Genomic DNA, 14,431 nt, shown 5'->3' on the forward strand with positions numbered 1-14,431 from the left:
CCGTGGGTGGTCCGTGTTGCGGCTGCCTCCCGCATTTTCGACGATTCGGAAAGCAGGCGAAGGCGGCGCGCTCGCGGAGGGGACCATGGCGTACTTCACGACACGTGACGGTGTGGAGATTTACTACAAGGACTGGGGGACCGGCAGTCCTGTCGTGTTCAGCCATGGCTGGCCGCTCAACGCCGACGCGTGGGACGACCAGCTCAAATGCGTCGCCGACAATGGATTTCGCGGCATCGCGCACGACCGGAGAGGACACGGCAGGTCGAGCCAGCCGTGGAACGGCTACGACTTCGACACGTTCGCCGACGATCTCAACGACCTGATCCTGCAACTCGACCTGCGAGACGTCACCCTGGTCGCCCACTCGATGGGCGGAGGGGAGGTCAGCAGGTACGTCGGAAGGCACGGCACGGGCAGGGTCGGCAAGGTGGTGCTGCTCTCCGCGATCCCGCCCCTGATGCTCAAGACCGAGGGCAACCCCGAGGGTGTTCCAGCCGAGGTGTTCGAGGACCTCAAGAGTGGGATCCTGCGGGAACGGTCCCAGTTCTGGCAGGACACCTCCGAGGGATTCTTCGGCGCGAACCGGCCAGGCAACACCGTCACCAAGGGAAACAGGGACGCTTTCTGGTTCATGGCGATGCACGAAGGCATCAAGGCCGGGGTGGCCTGCGTCGACGCCTTCGCGAGGACCGACTTCACCGAGGACCTGAAGAAGTTCGACATCCCGACCCTGATCGTGCACGGCGACGACGACCAGATCGTGCCGATCGATGCCACCGCCCGAAAGGCGGTAGCGCTGATACCCGATGCGACGCTCAAGGTCTACGAAGGTGGCTCGCACGGGATTTCGCTGGTCCCTGGTGACAAGGAGCGGTTCAACAAGGACCTGCTGGATTTCCTCAACGCGTGAAACAGCGACGGGGTATTGACGCGAGGAGGCGTGAGACATGGTGTCGCGGCTGCCGGATCCGGGTGCTTCCCGAGGCAGGCCGATCAGGGCGGGCTCACCGCTCGTGATCGCCGTGATCAACACGGTCGCCGAACTCGTCGTCGACAACCAGCGGGTGTACTTGGCCAGGCTGGCCAAACGCGTTGCCGGTACCGAGAACGACGGCAGGGAGCGGCAACGGCTGTTGTTGCTGGCCGACTGGCGTTCCCGCCGTTACCCGTGTCGCTGGCTGGCGCATTCGCCGCTGGCTGGCTGGGCGGGCATGCTGTGGGCGATGGGCCCGTTGCGCTCGGCCGCCGATGCCGGGGAGCTCGGCTACACGTTGCGTTGTCTCGACAGGGCGATGTCCGACGACCCTGCGCCCGTGCACTGGAGTGGCGTCCATCCCGAGCTCATCGCGCACGTGGTCAGAAGGGCGGCCGGGGTGGCCGAACGGGCCTCGCACCCGGAAGGTCACGTCACCGAATTCGCCATGGCCGAACTGGTCTCCGGCGAGTTCGCCGAGATAGCCCACCATGTTCCCGTTTCCAGCATGCGCGAGGACGCGCTCGACCTGGTCGAGCAACTGATCGCCGGATGCTTACCCGAGCCGGAGTTTCCCGTCGGCGACGCGGCGGAGGCGTGGCTGGGCCGCGGCTGGAGCTGACCAGGCGGCGCGGGTCAGCGCACGCGCTGGCGTCGCGCTGCGCCCAGTTCCAGCCGTACGGCGGTCGGCAGCGTCCGCACCCCCAGCGCCTCGCGGGCCCTGGTGAGCACGCTGTCGTCGACGTCGGCCCACACTTGCCGCAGGTCGGTGCCTTCGCGAAGCCACAGGTGCAGCCGCAGCGCTGGATCTTCCCGGTCGCCGACGACGTGGACGCGGGCCCGGTCGACACCGTCGATCCTTTCGGCGTCCGCTTCGATCGCGTGGGTGACGGCGCCGGACGTCACCGTGAGCGAGGTGCCCTCGCCTCGGTCGAGTTCGATGTTGGGATGGCGTTCGGGACTGAGTGAGCGCACGAACCACCACAGTCCGAAACCGAGCAGCACGACGCCCACGACGATCACGAGCACCCTCAACACGGTCGGCTGTTGCCTGCCGAGCCAGTCGAGCGCGATCGGGTCGAGAACGGGCCGCTGAGCCCGGTACGTGCCGAACCAGCCGAGCCCGAGCGCGCTGACCCCCGCGCCCAGCAGCAGCGCGAGCACGCCGACGGTGAGGGTGAGCGCGCGTTCCGTGCGGTAGGAGCGGGCGACGGCTTTGGCTGATACGGATTTCGTCATCGGCGGTCCTTCGGTGAATCGACGACGACCGACAGTTTCGGCTGCCTCGCCAGCGGCAGATCGCCCAGCAGCGTCGCGACCGAGTCGAGCAGTTCAGGGCGCAGTTCCCGCTCGGAGGTGAACGTGCTGACCGCCCTGACCCTGACCTTGCGGGCGGTGGCCGTCACCGAGGCCGCCGTGACGTTGTCGTGTGCCCTGACGTGCTGGCCGACGACCCTCGCCAGCGAACGTGGAGACGTCGTCACGGTCACCTCGTCGGCGGGATCGGCGAAAGCCACATCGCGTCGCCTTGCCAGTCCGGCGACAACGAGCAGAACGACGCCGGCGACGCCGATGAGAGCGGCGGTGATCCTCACCGCCGCGGAGTTCCAGCTCACGGTGGCCAGTGTCTCCTTCCACTCCGGCCACGGCAGGACGAGCGGCACGGCTGAGGGCCGCCACCACTGCCAGCCGACCTCCAGCGCCAGCAGGGCGCCCGCGCCCGCGACCGCGAGCCCCAGCAGTGCGGACAGGAGTCGGACGAGAACTCGCACAGCTTCTCCTGAAACGTTGTCAGTGCACCCGGGAGTGCGCCTCGGGTACCAGGGCGGACACGGTGACATTCACCCCGCGCACCCGGTAGGAGGTCACCCGCCGCACCTCGTCGGTCACCGCGGCGCGGACGGCGTCGACCACCGACCGAACCTCGGCCGGATAGTGCAGTGCCAGATCGATCGTCAGGTCGACGTCGCTGCCGCTCCCGCTCACCTTCACGCTGGCGCCGCGGTGCCCCACGCCGACACCGGCGATCCGGCGTTCCACCGGCGCGGTGCCTTCGATCTGATCGGCGACCCGCTCGGCGATCTTCCTGACGACAGAGGGCGCGATCTGCAACGTGCCACGCTCGGCGGGATCGGTGTCCGCCCTGGACGGCCGTTCCGGCGCCGTCATGGTCACTTGTCCCTGCCCTTGCCGAACATGTCGGAGAGATCGAGCTCGCCGTCGAGCACCCTGCCGACGACAAGTCCGATGACGCCTACGGCGAGCGTGATGAGGAACGCCGTGAAGCTTTGGGTGGCCGCCAGACCAAGCACGAGACCCGCGAGTAGACCGGTCTGGGTTGCGTTCATCGTTGTGGCTCCTCGTGTGTGAGATCAGCGCACGCGGGGTGGTCGTCTTCTCTTCCGCCACCACCGCGCGACTCGTACTGCCGCACCGGTGACTCCCGTCGGACGGGAGGTGAACACTACCGGCGCCTCGAACCTGTCCCGCTCGGACGGTGCCGCGGTGGTTTCCTCGCGAAACCTGGCGATGCCTGCGACGAACTCATCGGGATCGCCGCCGACGTCCGGATGGTTTTCCTTGACGTAGCGGCGGAACTCCGCGCGTCGCGCGCGAAGTTCCGCCACCTGATCCGGGTCGGCTGTCACCGTCGTAGTTCTCCCGCTTCACTGTCCGCAAAGGACCAGGTCGTGGCCACACGGCCTAGCCGGGTTCGGCAGGCCGCACGTCGGCGATCGTGACGTCGACCCGCACATCGCCCGCGATGTCGCGGACCAGCTCGCGCAATTGATCCGCCACGGCGGGAAACGGCTCACCGAGCCGCAGTACCACCCCGATGCCGACGGGTTCACCTTCGCCGGTCACCCTGACACCGACGACCTTCCTGCGCGGCAGGTAGGTCGCCAGCCCCCCGTGCTCGCCACCGTCGAGACTCACCACCGAAGGGTGAGTGCCGAGTGCTTCGGCGATGGCGTCGGCGAGTCGAGCGAGTGAGTTCATGCCTTACTCCACGCGGGAGCTGTTCTCCTGGTAGTCATCGTCCTCGGGAAGGTGGATGTCGTTGACGGCGATGTTCACCTCGATGACATCCAACCCGGTGATCTGCTCGACGGTGGAAATCACGTTGCGGCGGACCGCCTTGGCGACGTCCACGATACGAGCGCCGTATTCGACGACGATGTCGAGGTCGACAGCGGCCTGCTTCTCGCCGACCTCGACCGACACCCCGGACGTGGTCACGGTGCCCGATCCGGGAATCCGTTCCCTGATCGCGCCGAAAGCCCTGGACACACCGCCACCGAGCGCGTGCACGCCGGATACCTCGCGGGCCGAGATGCCCGCGACCTTCTGTACCACCGCGGAGGAGATCGTGGTCTTGCCGACGCTGCCCTCCTCGTTCAGCGCGGCGGCCGCCTCGTTTCTGGGAGCCGGAGTGTTGTCGGGTTTGGTCGTGCTGTTCTGTGCCATGAAGCCGCTCCTTCTCGTGTTGTCGGTGGCCGCCCGTCCGCGTGTGACGGTCAGGCGACGCGGCTGGTCGTCTCCTGCTCGCCGTCGTCGGCGAGGTGAATGTCCTCGACGGCGATGTTGACCTCGACGACCTCAAGGCCGGTCATCTGCTCGATGGCGGTGATGATGTTGGCCCGCACGGTGCGGGCCAGCGCGGGAATGGGCGTCCCGTACTCGACGACCACCCTGAGGTCGACAGCGGCCTGCTTGTCGCCGACCTCGACCGAAACGCCCTGTGCGGCGCTGGAACCGCCGCCGGGAACCCGTTCCCGCAACGCGCCGAAGGCGCGTGCGGCCCCGCTGCCGAGTGCGTGCACTCCCGGCACCTCACGAGCTGCGAGCCCCGCGATCTGACGTACCACGGTACTGGCGATCGTGGTGGTTCCCTGACTCGTCAACAGCACGCTGGTGCCCGGTTCGTGGGCTTCTCCTGCCGTGCGGTCCGCGCCGGCCTTCGCGGGTGTGCTGCTGGTCATCGTGCTGGCTCTCCTCATCCGCAGTTGCTGTAATTGTGGTTTTCGCTCTTGTTCTTTCGCTGCCGTGGCACAGCGCCACGGCCGGTTCCCGTTTTCTCTTGTGCCGGCCACCGCGATGGTGCCTGTGGGAACCGCGTGTACCCGCGACACTAGCGGTGCGAGCCCCGCTTTCCGCTGAAGCGCGACCGCGTGCTCGCTCACCTCCAGCATGCCGGGTTTCGCGGTGGCTGATTCGATCATGCTCCCGTGCCGCCGTCGCTCGCCACGAACCGGTCTCGCCGACCACCATCAACTCCGCAACGCCATCTGCATGATCGGATCGCTGGTCGGCTGGGGCGAGCCACCGGAGGGCTCCGCCGTCAGCCCGAGCGCCGTGGTGTCCTCCGGCAGATCTCCGACGACGGGTTGCGCCGCTCCGGCATCCGTCCCGGCGAGTACACCGAGCGAGTGTGCGCCGGAAGGGCCCATCGCCCACAACTGGTACACGCGGTCTTCCGGCACGGTCGGCAGCCGTTCGCCGAGGAAGACCGCCTTGCCGAGTTCCGCCGACACGACGACGGTCGCCGCCGTCCCGTCTCCCGCGCTGTGCAGCACACGGACATCGCTCGCATGCAGTACAGCGGCCATGTCGGCCCCTCGGGTTCCGGCCTGTTCGATGCGCTGCTCCGCCTGCCGCAGTTCGTTGTGCTGGCGCAGCGCGATGCCTCCGAAGACCGCGGCGAGCGCGATGCCGACGACAGCGGCGGCGACGGCCGCCTTCGTCGCCCATCCTCGCCACCGTGAGGCGGCGCGGCCGGACACCCTCGGCTGCTCCTCGGACGGTGGTTCCTGACGAGTGTGGGCGACGTCGTAGAGCACCCGTGCTCGCAGTTGCTCGGGTGGCTCGGCGGAGACGGCGGCGCCGAGCTTCGCCGCGGTCGCGCGCAATTCCTCGACCTCGCTCGCACATTCGTCGCAGTCCGCGAGATGGTGCTCGAACTCGGCGCGTTCCCGCCCGGTGAGCGCGTTGACGGCGTAGGCGCCGGTGAGGGTGGGGAAGTCGTGGTTCATGAGCCCACCCGCAAGCAGTCGCGAAGCCGGATCAGGCCGTCCCGCAGCCGGGTCTTCACCGTGGAAGGCGGGGAATCGAGCAGCGAAGCGGCCTCGCGGTAGGTGTATCCGCGGTAGTAGGTCAGCAGCACCGATTCGCGCTGAAGGTCGGTCAGCGTCGCCAGACAGCGCCGTACCTGCCGCTGCTCGAACCTCGCCAGCACCGATTCGCTGACCTCGTCGAACGAGCGCTCCGCCGAGCGGGAACCCGCTTTCGTCTCCCGCTCGGTCGCCGACTGTTCGGATCTGACTCTGTCGACGGCTCGCCGGTGTGCGAGCGTGAGCACCCAGGTCATCGCACTTCCCTTGTCCGGCCGGTAATGCGTTGCCGTCCGCCACACCTGAACCAGGATCTCCTGGGTGACCTCTTCCGATTGGGCGGCATTGCGCACGATCCGCTGCACGAGGCCGAACACCGGCCTCGCGATGAGGTCGTAGAGCTGTTCGAACGCACGCTCGTCACCCCTGCCGACCTCGACGAGCAGAGCCTGAGGGTCGGAAGGTGGCTGACCTTGCGCCGTACCGGCGACGGGAGCCTCATCAGCCACCAGTGATCATCTCCTCGGTGCGGGGGTGCGCCTGCACCGCCGCTGCATTGTTCATCGGGATACCGGTTTGTGCAGGCCGAACTGGCAGACGTCGAGGTAGCCGGACCGGAACCCGGCCTCGCTGTAGGCGAGATAGAACTCCCACATTCGCCGGGGGAGTTCGCCGTCGGTGCCTGGCCGGCCGTCTCCTGCCCAGTAGACCGGCCAGTTCGCGTTCAGTCGCTGCCGCCACTGGCGCAGTGTCTCGGCGTATCCCGAACCGAAGGCACGCCGCTCGACGAGTGTCATGCCGGTGTTGGCCGCGACGTTGCGCTCGATCACCTTCACCGAAGGGAGCTGTCCACCGGGGAACACGTACTTGTGGATCCACGTCTGGGATTCACGGGTGGCCAGCAGGCGGTCGTGCGGCATCGTGATCGCTTGCACCGCGGCTTTACCTCCCGGTAGCAGCAACCGGTCGAGCTGCCGGAAGAACGTCGGCCAGTACTGTGCGCCGACGGCTTCGATCATCTCGACGCTCACCACGGCGTCGTAGCGGCCATGCTCCTCCCGGTAGTCCCTCAGCCGGATATCGACGCGGTCGGCGAGGCCCGCGCGGGCGATCCGTTCCTCCGCCAGCTTCCGCTGCTCTGCCGACAGCGTGAGTGTGGTGACGTGTGCGCCCCTGCCTGCTGCCACGACCGCGAGTGAACCCCAGCCGGTTCCGATCTCCAGCAACCTGCTGCCCTCCCGCACCCCTGCGAGGTCGAGCACCGCCGCGAGCTTGCGGTCCTGGGCCTCCGCGAGATCGCCACCAGGACAGAGCGGCGCGCCCGAGTAGGTCATGGCCGGGTCGAGGAACGAGGCGAAGAAGGTGTTGGAGAAGTCGTAGTGCCGCCGGATGTTCTCGCGGGCTCCCCGCTCGGTGTTGCGCTCGCTCGCCGGCCGGTTCGTGTCGACGAATCCGCGGAACGCCTGTAATGGCCGGGGAATGAGGTCGGCCATCTTCGCCGCGAACGGGGTGAGCAGTTCGGCAGGCTCGGGGCTGGTCCAGTCACCCGCGAGATATGCCTCGCCGAACCCGATCTTGCCGTCGTGGCCCAGCCGGTGGAAGAACGCGGCCGGCCGGTGGACGCGCATCAACGGTGAGCCGGACTCGCCGGTGCCGAGCCGCTCGCCACCGGCCAGCGCGATTTGTACGGGCAACGAGCGAACCGCGTGCCGGAAGGCGCGCTCTGCGATCGCGGCCCTGAGCGGCGCGTGCGGGGGAGGGCCGAGCTGCTCCCACGGTGGACCGTGATCCGGCTCGCGTGGCGGTACAGCCAGCCGGGTCTCGGCATCGATGACGCTCATCTGTTCTCCTCGGCTGCGTTTTTCGTGTGGGCGACGGAGGGGGCGCCGCGCGCCCACAGCGCCACACCATGTGCGCGGATGAGCGCCGAAACCCGTTGCGGGACCAGTGGGTGTCGCAGCAGCGTCGTGCCGATGTTCCGGATACTCGCTCGCCGCCGGGTGCCTTCCAGTGTCGCGGTGAGCAGCGGCCCTTCTTCGGAGTGCAGCTCCACTCTCAGATCGAGCCGTTCGCCAGGGCAGGGGAGCCACATCCGGTAGGTGCCCCTGCTGGGAAGGAAAGGTGACACGTAGAACCGTTTGCTCGCCTCGGCGAAGCCGTCTTCTCCAGGGAAGAGCAGATAGCGCTGTGCCTCGCCGTAGGTGTTGTGCACCTCGGCCACGACACAGCGCTGGCGGCCGTCCTCACCGAAGCACCAGTAGACGGTGAGCGGGTTGAACACGTGGCCGAGCACCCTCGCATGCGCGAGCATGAGCACCCTGCCCTCACCGATCCGGACACCGTGCTCGTAGAGCCAGGCGCTGAGGCCGCGCCGGATCGGCGCGCCTCGGCGGCCGAGATGATCGCGCGCGTCGAAGCGAGTGAACGGCCGTAGCCACCACGGCAGCCGCGGTAGCTCGTCGATGTCCACCAGCCACAGGTAGAGCCGGTGCCGGAAACCGCCGCCGACGTCGATGTGCCTGGTGTGGCCGACCGTCGCCTCGTACAACGCGGGTGCCGCGATCACCAGCGTGCTCCGAACGATTCCGCGGCGCGCACCCCCGAGGCGCAGCCGTCCTCGTGAAAGCCCCAGCCGTGGTAGGCGCCGGCGAACGCGGTTCTTCCCGTATTCAGCGCGGGAAGCCTCGTCGAGGCTGCCACCGAATCGGGGGTGAACACGGGATGCCGGTATGCCGTCCTCGCGAGCACGGTCCGCTCGTCGAACCCGGCTGCGCCCAGGGACACCACGTAGTCGGCGGGCTCGGCCAGCCGTAGCAGGCGGTTCATGTCGTAGCTGACCACCATCCGGTCCGTGTTGGCAGAGCAACCCGGCTTCGCGTAGTTCCACGACGCCCTCGCACCCCGCGCCTTCGGCAACACGCCGGCGTCGGTGTGCAGGACGGCCTCGTTGTCGGAGTAGCCGAACGCGCCCAGCGTGCCGCTCTCGGCCGGCGTCGGGGAGTCCAGCAGCCGCAGCGCGTCGTCGGCGTGAGTGGCGAGTACCACTTTGTCCGCCGGGTACACCTCGTCGGCTACGGTTCTGACCTGCACGCCGTCGTGCCCGCGCGACACCGCTCTCACCGGAGTATCGGTTCTCACGAACGGCAGGTTTTTCGCGAGCAGATCCACATAGCGGCGCGAACCGCCGACGACAGTGCGCCACCGTGGTGAGCCGCCCACGCTCAACATTCCATGGTTGCGAAGGAACTCGAACAGATAGCGTGCCGGGTAGTGACCGCTGATCCGAGGTCCCGCCGACCACACGGCACTCACCAGCGGTAGGGCGAAGTGCTCCGTGAAGTAATGCGAGTATCGGCCCCTGGCGAGGAATTCTCCGATGGTCATGCCGGGAGCGGGCGCGCGGGGATCGTCGAGCAACCGGTTGGCCGCCCGGTGAAAGGCTCGCACCTGGGCGAGCAGCCGCAGGTAAACCGGCTTCGCGAGATTGGCCGGTTGTGCGAAGAGGCCGCCCAGCCTCTTCGCGCCCGCATATTCGAGACCGCACCCCGCACAGCTCACGCTCATCGACATCTCCGTGTCCTGAGTTGGCACTCCCAGCTCGGAGAAGAGCCGGGTGAGCTGCGGGTAGGTGCGGTCGTTGTGGACGATGAAGCCGCTGTCCACGCCGATGGCGGAGCCGTCGCCGGTCACTACCTCGTGGGTGTGCGCGTGTCCGCCGAGCCGGTCGTCGGCTTCGAACAACAACACCCTGTGAGTCTTGCGAAGCAGATAGGCCGCCGTCAGTCCGGACACCCCCGCGCCTATGACGGCGACGGTGGGTTTCGTGGGGTCGTGCGACTGCATACCCGGCGTTCGGAGCGGACCGGTTGCCGGACTGCCCAATCGAATGTGATGGAAGACACATTTTTCGGGTAGGTGATGGGCGGCCGAGCCGAGCGGCGGCTCCGAACAACGGACATGGGTCTCATGTCCGGACTGTCCCGGTGTGTGCCACGGTTGGAGGAGTGCCGATGAGTGTCACTGACGTGCTCGGCGCGGTCGCGCTCGCACTAGGGGCCGCGAGCGCCGTCGTCGTGGCCGCCTTCGTGGTGGCTCTGGTACGGCGTCGCTACGACACGATCGACAGCTTTTGGGGTGCGGGGTTCGCCGTCATCGCGGTGACGGGTTTCCTCGCCGAACCGCGTGGGCTGGGAAGCTCACTGGTGGTGACCGCGCTGACCGTTTGCTGGGGAACGCGGCTGTCGTGGCACATCCACCGGCGCAACGTGGCCGGTGGAGAAGACCGCAGGTACACGGAGATGCTCGGCAGGGCCAAGCGGTACCCGCGACTGCGCATGTTCTGCAAGGTGTACCTGACGCAGGGTGCCGTCATGTGGTTCGTGGCCCTCCCCGTCGTGCTGGCGCAGCGGCAGGCAGACGAGCTCGGAGCGCTGGCCTTCGCGGGCATCGCGGTGTGGGCCTTCGGTTTCGCCTTCGAGGTCATCGGTGACGAGCAGCTTCGCCGGTTCAAGGCCGATCCCGGCAACAAGGGGGCGGTGTTGCGCCACGGGCTGTGGCGCTATACCCGGCATCCCAACTACTTCGGCGACGCTTGTGTCTGGTGGGGGATCTACCTCATCGCGGCGCAGCACCTTCCCGGCGTCGCGACTGTGCTCTCCCCGGTGCTGATGACCTGGCTGCTGGCAAGGGGGAGCGGAAAGCCGTTGATGGAACGGCATCTCGCGGCGAGCAAGGGTGGCTACGCCGACTACGTGCGCCGTACCAGCGGCTTTGTGCCGTTGCCGCCGAAGTTCTAGCGCTTCTCCGCGGACACGGCCCGCTCGATCTGGGTCAGCGGAAGCCGTCGGTGGGCGGGTTCGAGGTAGCGGTCGTTGAACTCGGTCGCGCCGAGGTCCTCCGTCTTGTGCCAGCCGTACTCGGTGAGGAAATCGGTAACCGTGTCGGGGGACATCCCGAATCGCCACAGGTGGCTTTTGGTGACGAACTGGCGGTGGGCTTCCCGCGCGTCGTACAGGTTTTGCCCGCTGAGGAAGTCGCTCCGAACGTAGGTGAAGCCCAGCCTGCTGCCCACGGGGGCGGTTCCGAGGAAGTCGAAGGTGCGGCGCACGTCGCGTTCGGTCAGATACTGCGTGACGGCTTCCCACAGGAAGTACGTCGGCCGATCGGCCCGGTAGCCGTAGTCGCCGAGCACCTCGGCGAGGTTCTGCCTCTCGAAGTCGACAGGGACCAGCGTTGTCGTCTTCGGCACGCTACAGAACAACGCGTGCAGGCGCTGGTATTTCTCTGTGATGTTGCGGGGCAGGTCGACCTCGAAAACCGGGATGTCGGCGAGCGCGGGCAGCCGGTAGGCGCGGTCGTCGAGCCCCGCGCCGAGGATGATGACCGTCTCACAACCAGAGGAGACGGCTTCGGTCACCGCGTCGTCGAAGTACCTTTTGCGGCACAGCATGCTGGCCCACAGGCCAGGGAATTTGTGCTCCGTCGCGCTTCTGATGACCTCGCGCAGTTTCGGCCACCTCGCCACGGCGGCCATCGCTCTCGCCGTGGGTGGGAGGAAATGATGCGCCAGCTCGTCCTGGACCAGCGGATGCTGCTCGTACTGGTCCATCGCGACGATACTCATCGGCTCTACTGCGGTTTTGGCAGGTCCTGTTGCCATGGTCGAGGTTCGCTTTCCTGAACGGGGTGAGTCTTAGCAGGCGAAACCGGCACGGTTCAGAGTGACACCCCGAGCCGCGAAAAGAGAGATGGATGCCCTGAGATGACCAATCCGGCCCAGAAGCGGGTGACGGCGGGCCGTGGAGGCCGGAACGGCAGCGGTGCGCATATGGCGTGGATCCCCGGTCGATGTGGTGGGCAGGGAGCACACTAACGCCGTGTTCGCGCCGCCGCGCACTGGGCCGTCGAAATGCCCGTTTTCGCACGTGATGTGGTCGCTCCTCGCCGGGCTTATGGCGACCGAGACGGATTGGCCAAATCCACTGTGGATGCCGTTCGGCCGCCTCTAGACTGACCACGCTCGGCGCGTCGGTCGACGCTGACAGTGACGGAGTGTGCGTGTGAAGTTCGAGCCGCCTTTTCCCGACTCCTTGCCCGACACCGGCACGCTCGGCATCATCGGCGCGGCCAACACCTACGCGATCAGGCTGCGAGCCTTCTACAATTCGCGGGCGGTCTGGCATCGCCGCTTCTACCGGTTCAGCGGGATTCTGGTCATCGCCGCGGGCGCGGGGCTCCCCGTGGTCGCCAACCTCGATTACGGTGGCAAGGAACTCGTCGTTTCACTCATGGGAACGTTGGTGGCTCTGCTGACCGCGTTGCACGCGTTCTACCGCTGGGACCAGTCGTGGATGCTGTTGCGGCACACCGAGATGCGGCTGACCTCGGCCTACTGGGCATGGCGGGCAGCGTTACCCGCCACAGTCAGCGACTCAGGCGCCCCTGATCCCACCACGGTGACGTTGACCAGGGATTTCTTGCTCGCGCTCTCGCAGATCAGGGACCAGGAAGCGGTCTCGTTCTTCGAGAAACTCAGCTTCCCCACGGCTACGGCCAATCACGTCGACGTGCGGTAGTGCCCGGGAAGGTAGCCGGAGAACAGGAAATTGTCGGCGAACCTGCGGGCCAGCAATTCCTCCTCCGGTGAATGAGCGGTGAAGGCGATGACCGGAATGCCGCGACCGCGCCAGAACGACACCGCCCTGCTTGGCAGCTCCGCAAGCTCGTAGTTGATGAAGTCGGGCCTGGTTATCGCGTTGCTCAGCATCATGCGACCGAGAGTGCCCACCAGCTTTCCCGCCGACTGGAGACTTCCCGATGCTTGACCGACGGGCACATGCGGGGCGAGTTTGCGCAGCCGTCGCACGGCGATGGGATCGAAGGACTGCACTGCCGTCTGACCCCGGTAACCGCGCAGCCGGTCGGCAACGGCACGTTCCAGCTTCGCGTTGCCCGCTTTCCAGCGGCGCAGGTCCAGCAGGAGTGGCACGGCGCCATCAACCAGGGACAACACATCGTCGAGGGTTGGCACCGGCAGGTCGGCCGGGCCGATTCGCAGCGCACGCACGGCGGCGAGGTCGAGGTCGGCCACCGGTGCACTACACGTTCCCGCCACCCGGGAGAAGTCTCTGTCATGTACGACGATTGGCTCGTCGTCGCTGGTGAGCTGCACGTCGAACTCGAAAGGCGCGCCAAGCTCGATCGCTCGCCGGAACGCGGGCAGAGAGTTCTCCGGGTGTTCGACGGCGTCGTAGCAGCCGCGGTGAGCAATCGGCGCACTTGTCAGCCAGCAGGGAAGCGGCACGTGTCCTCCCTGGCTCGCCGTGACCGCCGGGGTCGTCGGGACCACGGTGCCCGCAACCCTACCGCTGTCCGTGCGAACACGGGCAGGATGATCCGGAAATCCACAGTGGACATAAGTCGGCCGTCGGCGTTCCTGGAGGACAGGAAGGTCCTGCCGCGTCCTGGCGATTCTCACGCCGGGCCGTCCTGCCGGATCCGTCAACCGCGGGCGGCAACCAGCGTCCGGCTCCTGTGACGAGCCCAGCCGTCGCCGAACCCTTGCCTTCCGTGTGTCTCGGCACGTACCAGCGATACTCGCGGGAAGCTGACGTCTGCCATCGCAATGTCCGATCAGGACAGACGACTACCCCGCTGCCGACAGCGAGCTCCGGCCAGCGCTCATCTGCTATTCGGGCACATCGGCCGCTTCTCGCCCGTGTGTGGCAGGGGCTATTGCTCGTGGTCATCTCCGTCTTGCGCGCCCGGCCGGGCCCTCACCTGCGGCTCATCCGCGCTGGGAGATGTGCGACGCGTCCGGTCGGGGGGAACGCGGGGGCCTGTGTGCAGCAGCGGGTCCCATCCCCGCTGAGCGGGGATTCTGCTGATCGGGGCGCGCGCCAACTGCCAGCCGGAACCCAGTCGCCGGCGTATCTGCTTCGGCAACGCGTTCAACCTGCTCTTGTCCATCTGAACCTCCTGCTCGGCCGTGTCGCTACGGCCACCTGAACGGGGTTGACCAGTCACGACGGGACCAAACTCGGAACAGGTCTCGCCTTGCGGACCGCTACCGTGCGGCCCGGACCGACAGCACACGGTAGCCATTTACGGCCGTGGTGGCCGGATACCGCTATCCGGCCACCACAGTCAACGCGGCACCCCAATGCAGGGCCGCGTCGCCTCAAGCCTCGATCAGCACAGCAGGAGGCTCAGGTAGCTGATGATGGTGTGGTACGCCGGATCGGTCGTGGTCTCGTCGGCGTCCATGCCTTGCAGCTCAAGTACCGATTCCATGGTGCGTTCCCTTTCTTTCCGTGTTTTCCTTCCACCCGCTCGAAAATGAGCC

At 67.2% G+C, this 14,431-nt stretch carries 20 protein-coding genes; 4 read left to right on the plus strand and 16 right to left on the minus strand.

Annotated features, from left to right (window positions below):
• Window positions 1-85 precede the first annotated feature (85 nt).
• Window positions 86-913, plus strand: a complete 828-nt coding sequence (locus tag BAY61_RS05580) for an alpha/beta fold hydrolase (RefSeq protein WP_091800685.1) — start codon at window positions 86-88, stop codon at window positions 911-913.
• Between the two features lie 37 nt (window positions 914-950).
• Entirely contained in the window at window positions 951-1,598 is a 648-nt protein-coding gene (locus BAY61_RS05585) for a hypothetical protein (RefSeq protein ID WP_091799326.1), read from the plus strand.
• Window positions 1,599-1,612: 14 nt separating this feature from the next.
• On the opposite strand, the gene amaP is transcribed toward BAY61_RS05585, so the two are convergent.
• The 13 genes from amaP to BAY61_RS05650 form a co-directional block, all read right to left on the minus strand.
• A complete protein-coding gene (gene amaP, locus BAY61_RS05590; protein WP_091799328.1) occupies window positions 1,613-2,215 on the minus strand; it encodes an alkaline shock response membrane anchor protein AmaP in 603 nt (200 codons plus the stop codon).
• Entirely contained in the window at window positions 2,212-2,748 is a 537-nt protein-coding gene (locus BAY61_RS05595; protein ID WP_091799331.1) for a DUF6286 domain-containing protein, read from the minus strand. The genes amaP and BAY61_RS05595 overlap by 4 nt, the downstream gene beginning before the upstream one ends.
• A 19-nt stretch (window positions 2,749-2,767) precedes the next feature.
• A complete protein-coding gene (locus BAY61_RS05600; protein WP_091799334.1) occupies window positions 2,768-3,145 on the minus strand; it encodes an Asp23/Gls24 family envelope stress response protein in 378 nt (125 codons plus the stop codon).
• A gap of 2 nt (window positions 3,146-3,147) precedes the next feature.
• Window positions 3,148-3,324 carry a hypothetical protein gene (locus BAY61_RS05605; protein WP_091799337.1) on the minus strand — a complete coding sequence of 59 codons (177 nt, stop codon included), beginning with the start codon at window positions 3,322-3,324 and terminating at the stop codon, window positions 3,148-3,150.
• 24 nt (window positions 3,325-3,348) lie between these two features.
• Window positions 3,349-3,624: a hypothetical protein gene (locus tag BAY61_RS05610; protein WP_245865827.1), complete on the minus strand. Its 276-nt coding sequence runs from the start codon at window positions 3,622-3,624 to the stop codon at window positions 3,349-3,351.
• Between the two features lie 55 nt (window positions 3,625-3,679).
• A complete protein-coding gene (locus BAY61_RS05615) occupies window positions 3,680-3,976 on the minus strand; it encodes a hypothetical protein (protein ID WP_091799340.1) in 297 nt (98 codons plus the stop codon).
• 3 nt (window positions 3,977-3,979) lie between these two features.
• The gene (locus BAY61_RS05620) at window positions 3,980-4,444 is read right to left on the minus strand and encodes an Asp23/Gls24 family envelope stress response protein (protein ID WP_091799343.1); all 465 of its coding nucleotides are present in this window, start codon (window positions 4,442-4,444) and stop codon (window positions 3,980-3,982) included.
• A 50-nt stretch (window positions 4,445-4,494) separates the two neighbouring features.
• Window positions 4,495-4,959 carry an Asp23/Gls24 family envelope stress response protein gene (locus tag BAY61_RS05625; protein ID WP_091800690.1) on the minus strand — a complete coding sequence of 155 codons (465 nt, stop codon included), beginning with the start codon at window positions 4,957-4,959 and terminating at the stop codon, window positions 4,495-4,497.
• A gap of 288 nt (window positions 4,960-5,247) precedes the next feature.
• Window positions 5,248-6,009: an anti-sigma factor gene (locus BAY61_RS05630; protein ID WP_091799346.1), complete on the minus strand. Its 762-nt coding sequence runs from the start codon at window positions 6,007-6,009 to the stop codon at window positions 5,248-5,250.
• Window positions 6,006-6,596, minus strand: a complete 591-nt coding sequence (sigK, locus tag BAY61_RS05635) for an ECF RNA polymerase sigma factor SigK (protein ID WP_091799349.1) — start codon at window positions 6,594-6,596, stop codon at window positions 6,006-6,008. Before sigK ends, BAY61_RS05630 begins: the two co-directional genes overlap by 4 nt.
• Window positions 6,597-6,647: 51 nt before the next feature.
• Complete coding sequence (locus tag BAY61_RS05640; protein WP_091799352.1) at window positions 6,648-7,928, minus strand: SAM-dependent methyltransferase; 1,281 nt, start codon at window positions 7,926-7,928, stop codon at window positions 6,648-6,650.
• The gene (locus BAY61_RS05645) at window positions 7,925-8,653 is read right to left on the minus strand and encodes a DUF1365 domain-containing protein (protein ID WP_420848745.1); all 729 of its coding nucleotides are present in this window, start codon (window positions 8,651-8,653) and stop codon (window positions 7,925-7,927) included. The genes BAY61_RS05640 and BAY61_RS05645 overlap by 4 nt, the downstream gene beginning before the upstream one ends.
• Window positions 8,650-9,930, minus strand: coding sequence for an NAD(P)/FAD-dependent oxidoreductase (locus tag BAY61_RS05650; RefSeq protein ID WP_091799355.1), 1,281 nt, complete (start codon window positions 9,928-9,930; stop codon window positions 8,650-8,652). The genes BAY61_RS05645 and BAY61_RS05650 overlap by 4 nt, the downstream gene beginning before the upstream one ends.
• Window positions 9,931-10,097: 167 nt before the next feature.
• Between BAY61_RS05650 and BAY61_RS05655 the strand changes: the two genes are divergently transcribed.
• Window positions 10,098-10,883 (plus strand): DUF1295 domain-containing protein, encoded by a 786-nt coding sequence (locus BAY61_RS05655; RefSeq protein ID WP_091799357.1) that lies wholly within the window; start codon window positions 10,098-10,100, stop codon window positions 10,881-10,883.
• On the opposite strand, the gene BAY61_RS05660 is transcribed toward BAY61_RS05655, so the two are convergent.
• Window positions 10,880-11,746, minus strand: a complete 867-nt coding sequence (locus BAY61_RS05660) for a class I SAM-dependent methyltransferase (RefSeq protein ID WP_091799360.1) — start codon at window positions 11,744-11,746, stop codon at window positions 10,880-10,882. The two genes, BAY61_RS05655 and BAY61_RS05660, sit on opposite strands and share 4 nt — an antisense overlap.
• A gap of 400 nt (window positions 11,747-12,146) precedes the next feature.
• Between BAY61_RS05660 and BAY61_RS05665 the strand changes: the two genes are divergently transcribed.
• Window positions 12,147-12,662 carry a DUF4231 domain-containing protein gene (locus BAY61_RS05665; protein WP_091799363.1) on the plus strand — a complete coding sequence of 172 codons (516 nt, stop codon included), beginning with the start codon at window positions 12,147-12,149 and terminating at the stop codon, window positions 12,660-12,662.
• Here BAY61_RS05665 and BAY61_RS05670 read toward each other — a convergent pair.
• Both BAY61_RS05670 and BAY61_RS32755 read right to left on the minus strand, forming a co-directional pair.
• Window positions 12,644-13,435, minus strand: a complete 792-nt coding sequence (locus BAY61_RS05670) for a glycerophosphodiester phosphodiesterase family protein (RefSeq protein ID WP_245865830.1) — start codon at window positions 13,433-13,435, stop codon at window positions 12,644-12,646. The two genes, BAY61_RS05665 and BAY61_RS05670, sit on opposite strands and share 19 nt — an antisense overlap.
• A gap of 842 nt (window positions 13,436-14,277) precedes the next feature.
• A complete protein-coding gene (locus BAY61_RS32755; protein ID WP_143021341.1) occupies window positions 14,278-14,379 on the minus strand; it encodes a SapB/AmfS family lanthipeptide in 102 nt (33 codons plus the stop codon).
• Between the last annotated feature and the right edge of the window lie 52 nt (window positions 14,380-14,431).

Source organism: Prauserella marina, assembly GCF_002240355.1.
In the GTDB taxonomy this organism is placed as follows: domain Bacteria; phylum Actinomycetota; class Actinomycetes; order Mycobacteriales; family Pseudonocardiaceae; genus Prauserella_A; species Prauserella_A marina.

Coding starts and splice junctions, on each gene's coding strand:
- BAY61_RS05580 (WP_091800685.1), top strand. CDS start 86: ATGGCGTACTTCACGACACGTGACGGTGTGGAGATTTACTACAAGGAC.
- BAY61_RS05585 (WP_091799326.1), top strand. CDS start 951: ATGGTGTCGCGGCTGCCGGATCCGGGTGCTTCCCGAGGCAGGCCGATC.
- amaP (WP_091799328.1), bottom strand. CDS start 2,215: ATGACGAAATCCGTATCAGCCAAAGCCGTCGCCCGCTCCTACCGCACG.
- BAY61_RS05600 (WP_091799334.1), bottom strand. CDS start 3,145: ATGACGGCGCCGGAACGGCCGTCCAGGGCGGACACCGATCCCGCCGAG.
- BAY61_RS05605 (WP_091799337.1), bottom strand. CDS start 3,324: ATGAACGCAACCCAGACCGGTCTACTCGCGGGTCTCGTGCTTGGTCTG.
- BAY61_RS05615 (WP_091799340.1), bottom strand. CDS start 3,976: ATGAACTCACTCGCTCGACTCGCCGACGCCATCGCCGAAGCACTCGGC.
- BAY61_RS05620 (WP_091799343.1), bottom strand. CDS start 4,444: ATGGCACAGAACAGCACGACCAAACCCGACAACACTCCGGCTCCCAGA.
- BAY61_RS05625 (WP_091800690.1), bottom strand. CDS start 4,959: ATGACCAGCAGCACACCCGCGAAGGCCGGCGCGGACCGCACGGCAGGA.
- BAY61_RS05630 (WP_091799346.1), bottom strand. CDS start 6,009: ATGAACCACGACTTCCCCACCCTCACCGGCGCCTACGCCGTCAACGCG.
- BAY61_RS05640 (WP_091799352.1), bottom strand. CDS start 7,928: ATGAGCGTCATCGATGCCGAGACCCGGCTGGCTGTACCGCCACGCGAG.
- BAY61_RS05650 (WP_091799355.1), bottom strand. CDS start 9,930: ATGCAGTCGCACGACCCCACGAAACCCACCGTCGCCGTCATAGGCGCG.
- BAY61_RS05655 (WP_091799357.1), top strand. CDS start 10,098: ATGAGTGTCACTGACGTGCTCGGCGCGGTCGCGCTCGCACTAGGGGCC.
- BAY61_RS05660 (WP_091799360.1), bottom strand. CDS start 11,746: ATGGCAACAGGACCTGCCAAAACCGCAGTAGAGCCGATGAGTATCGTC.
- BAY61_RS32755 (WP_143021341.1), bottom strand. CDS start 14,379: ATGGAATCGGTACTTGAGCTGCAAGGCATGGACGCCGACGAGACCACG.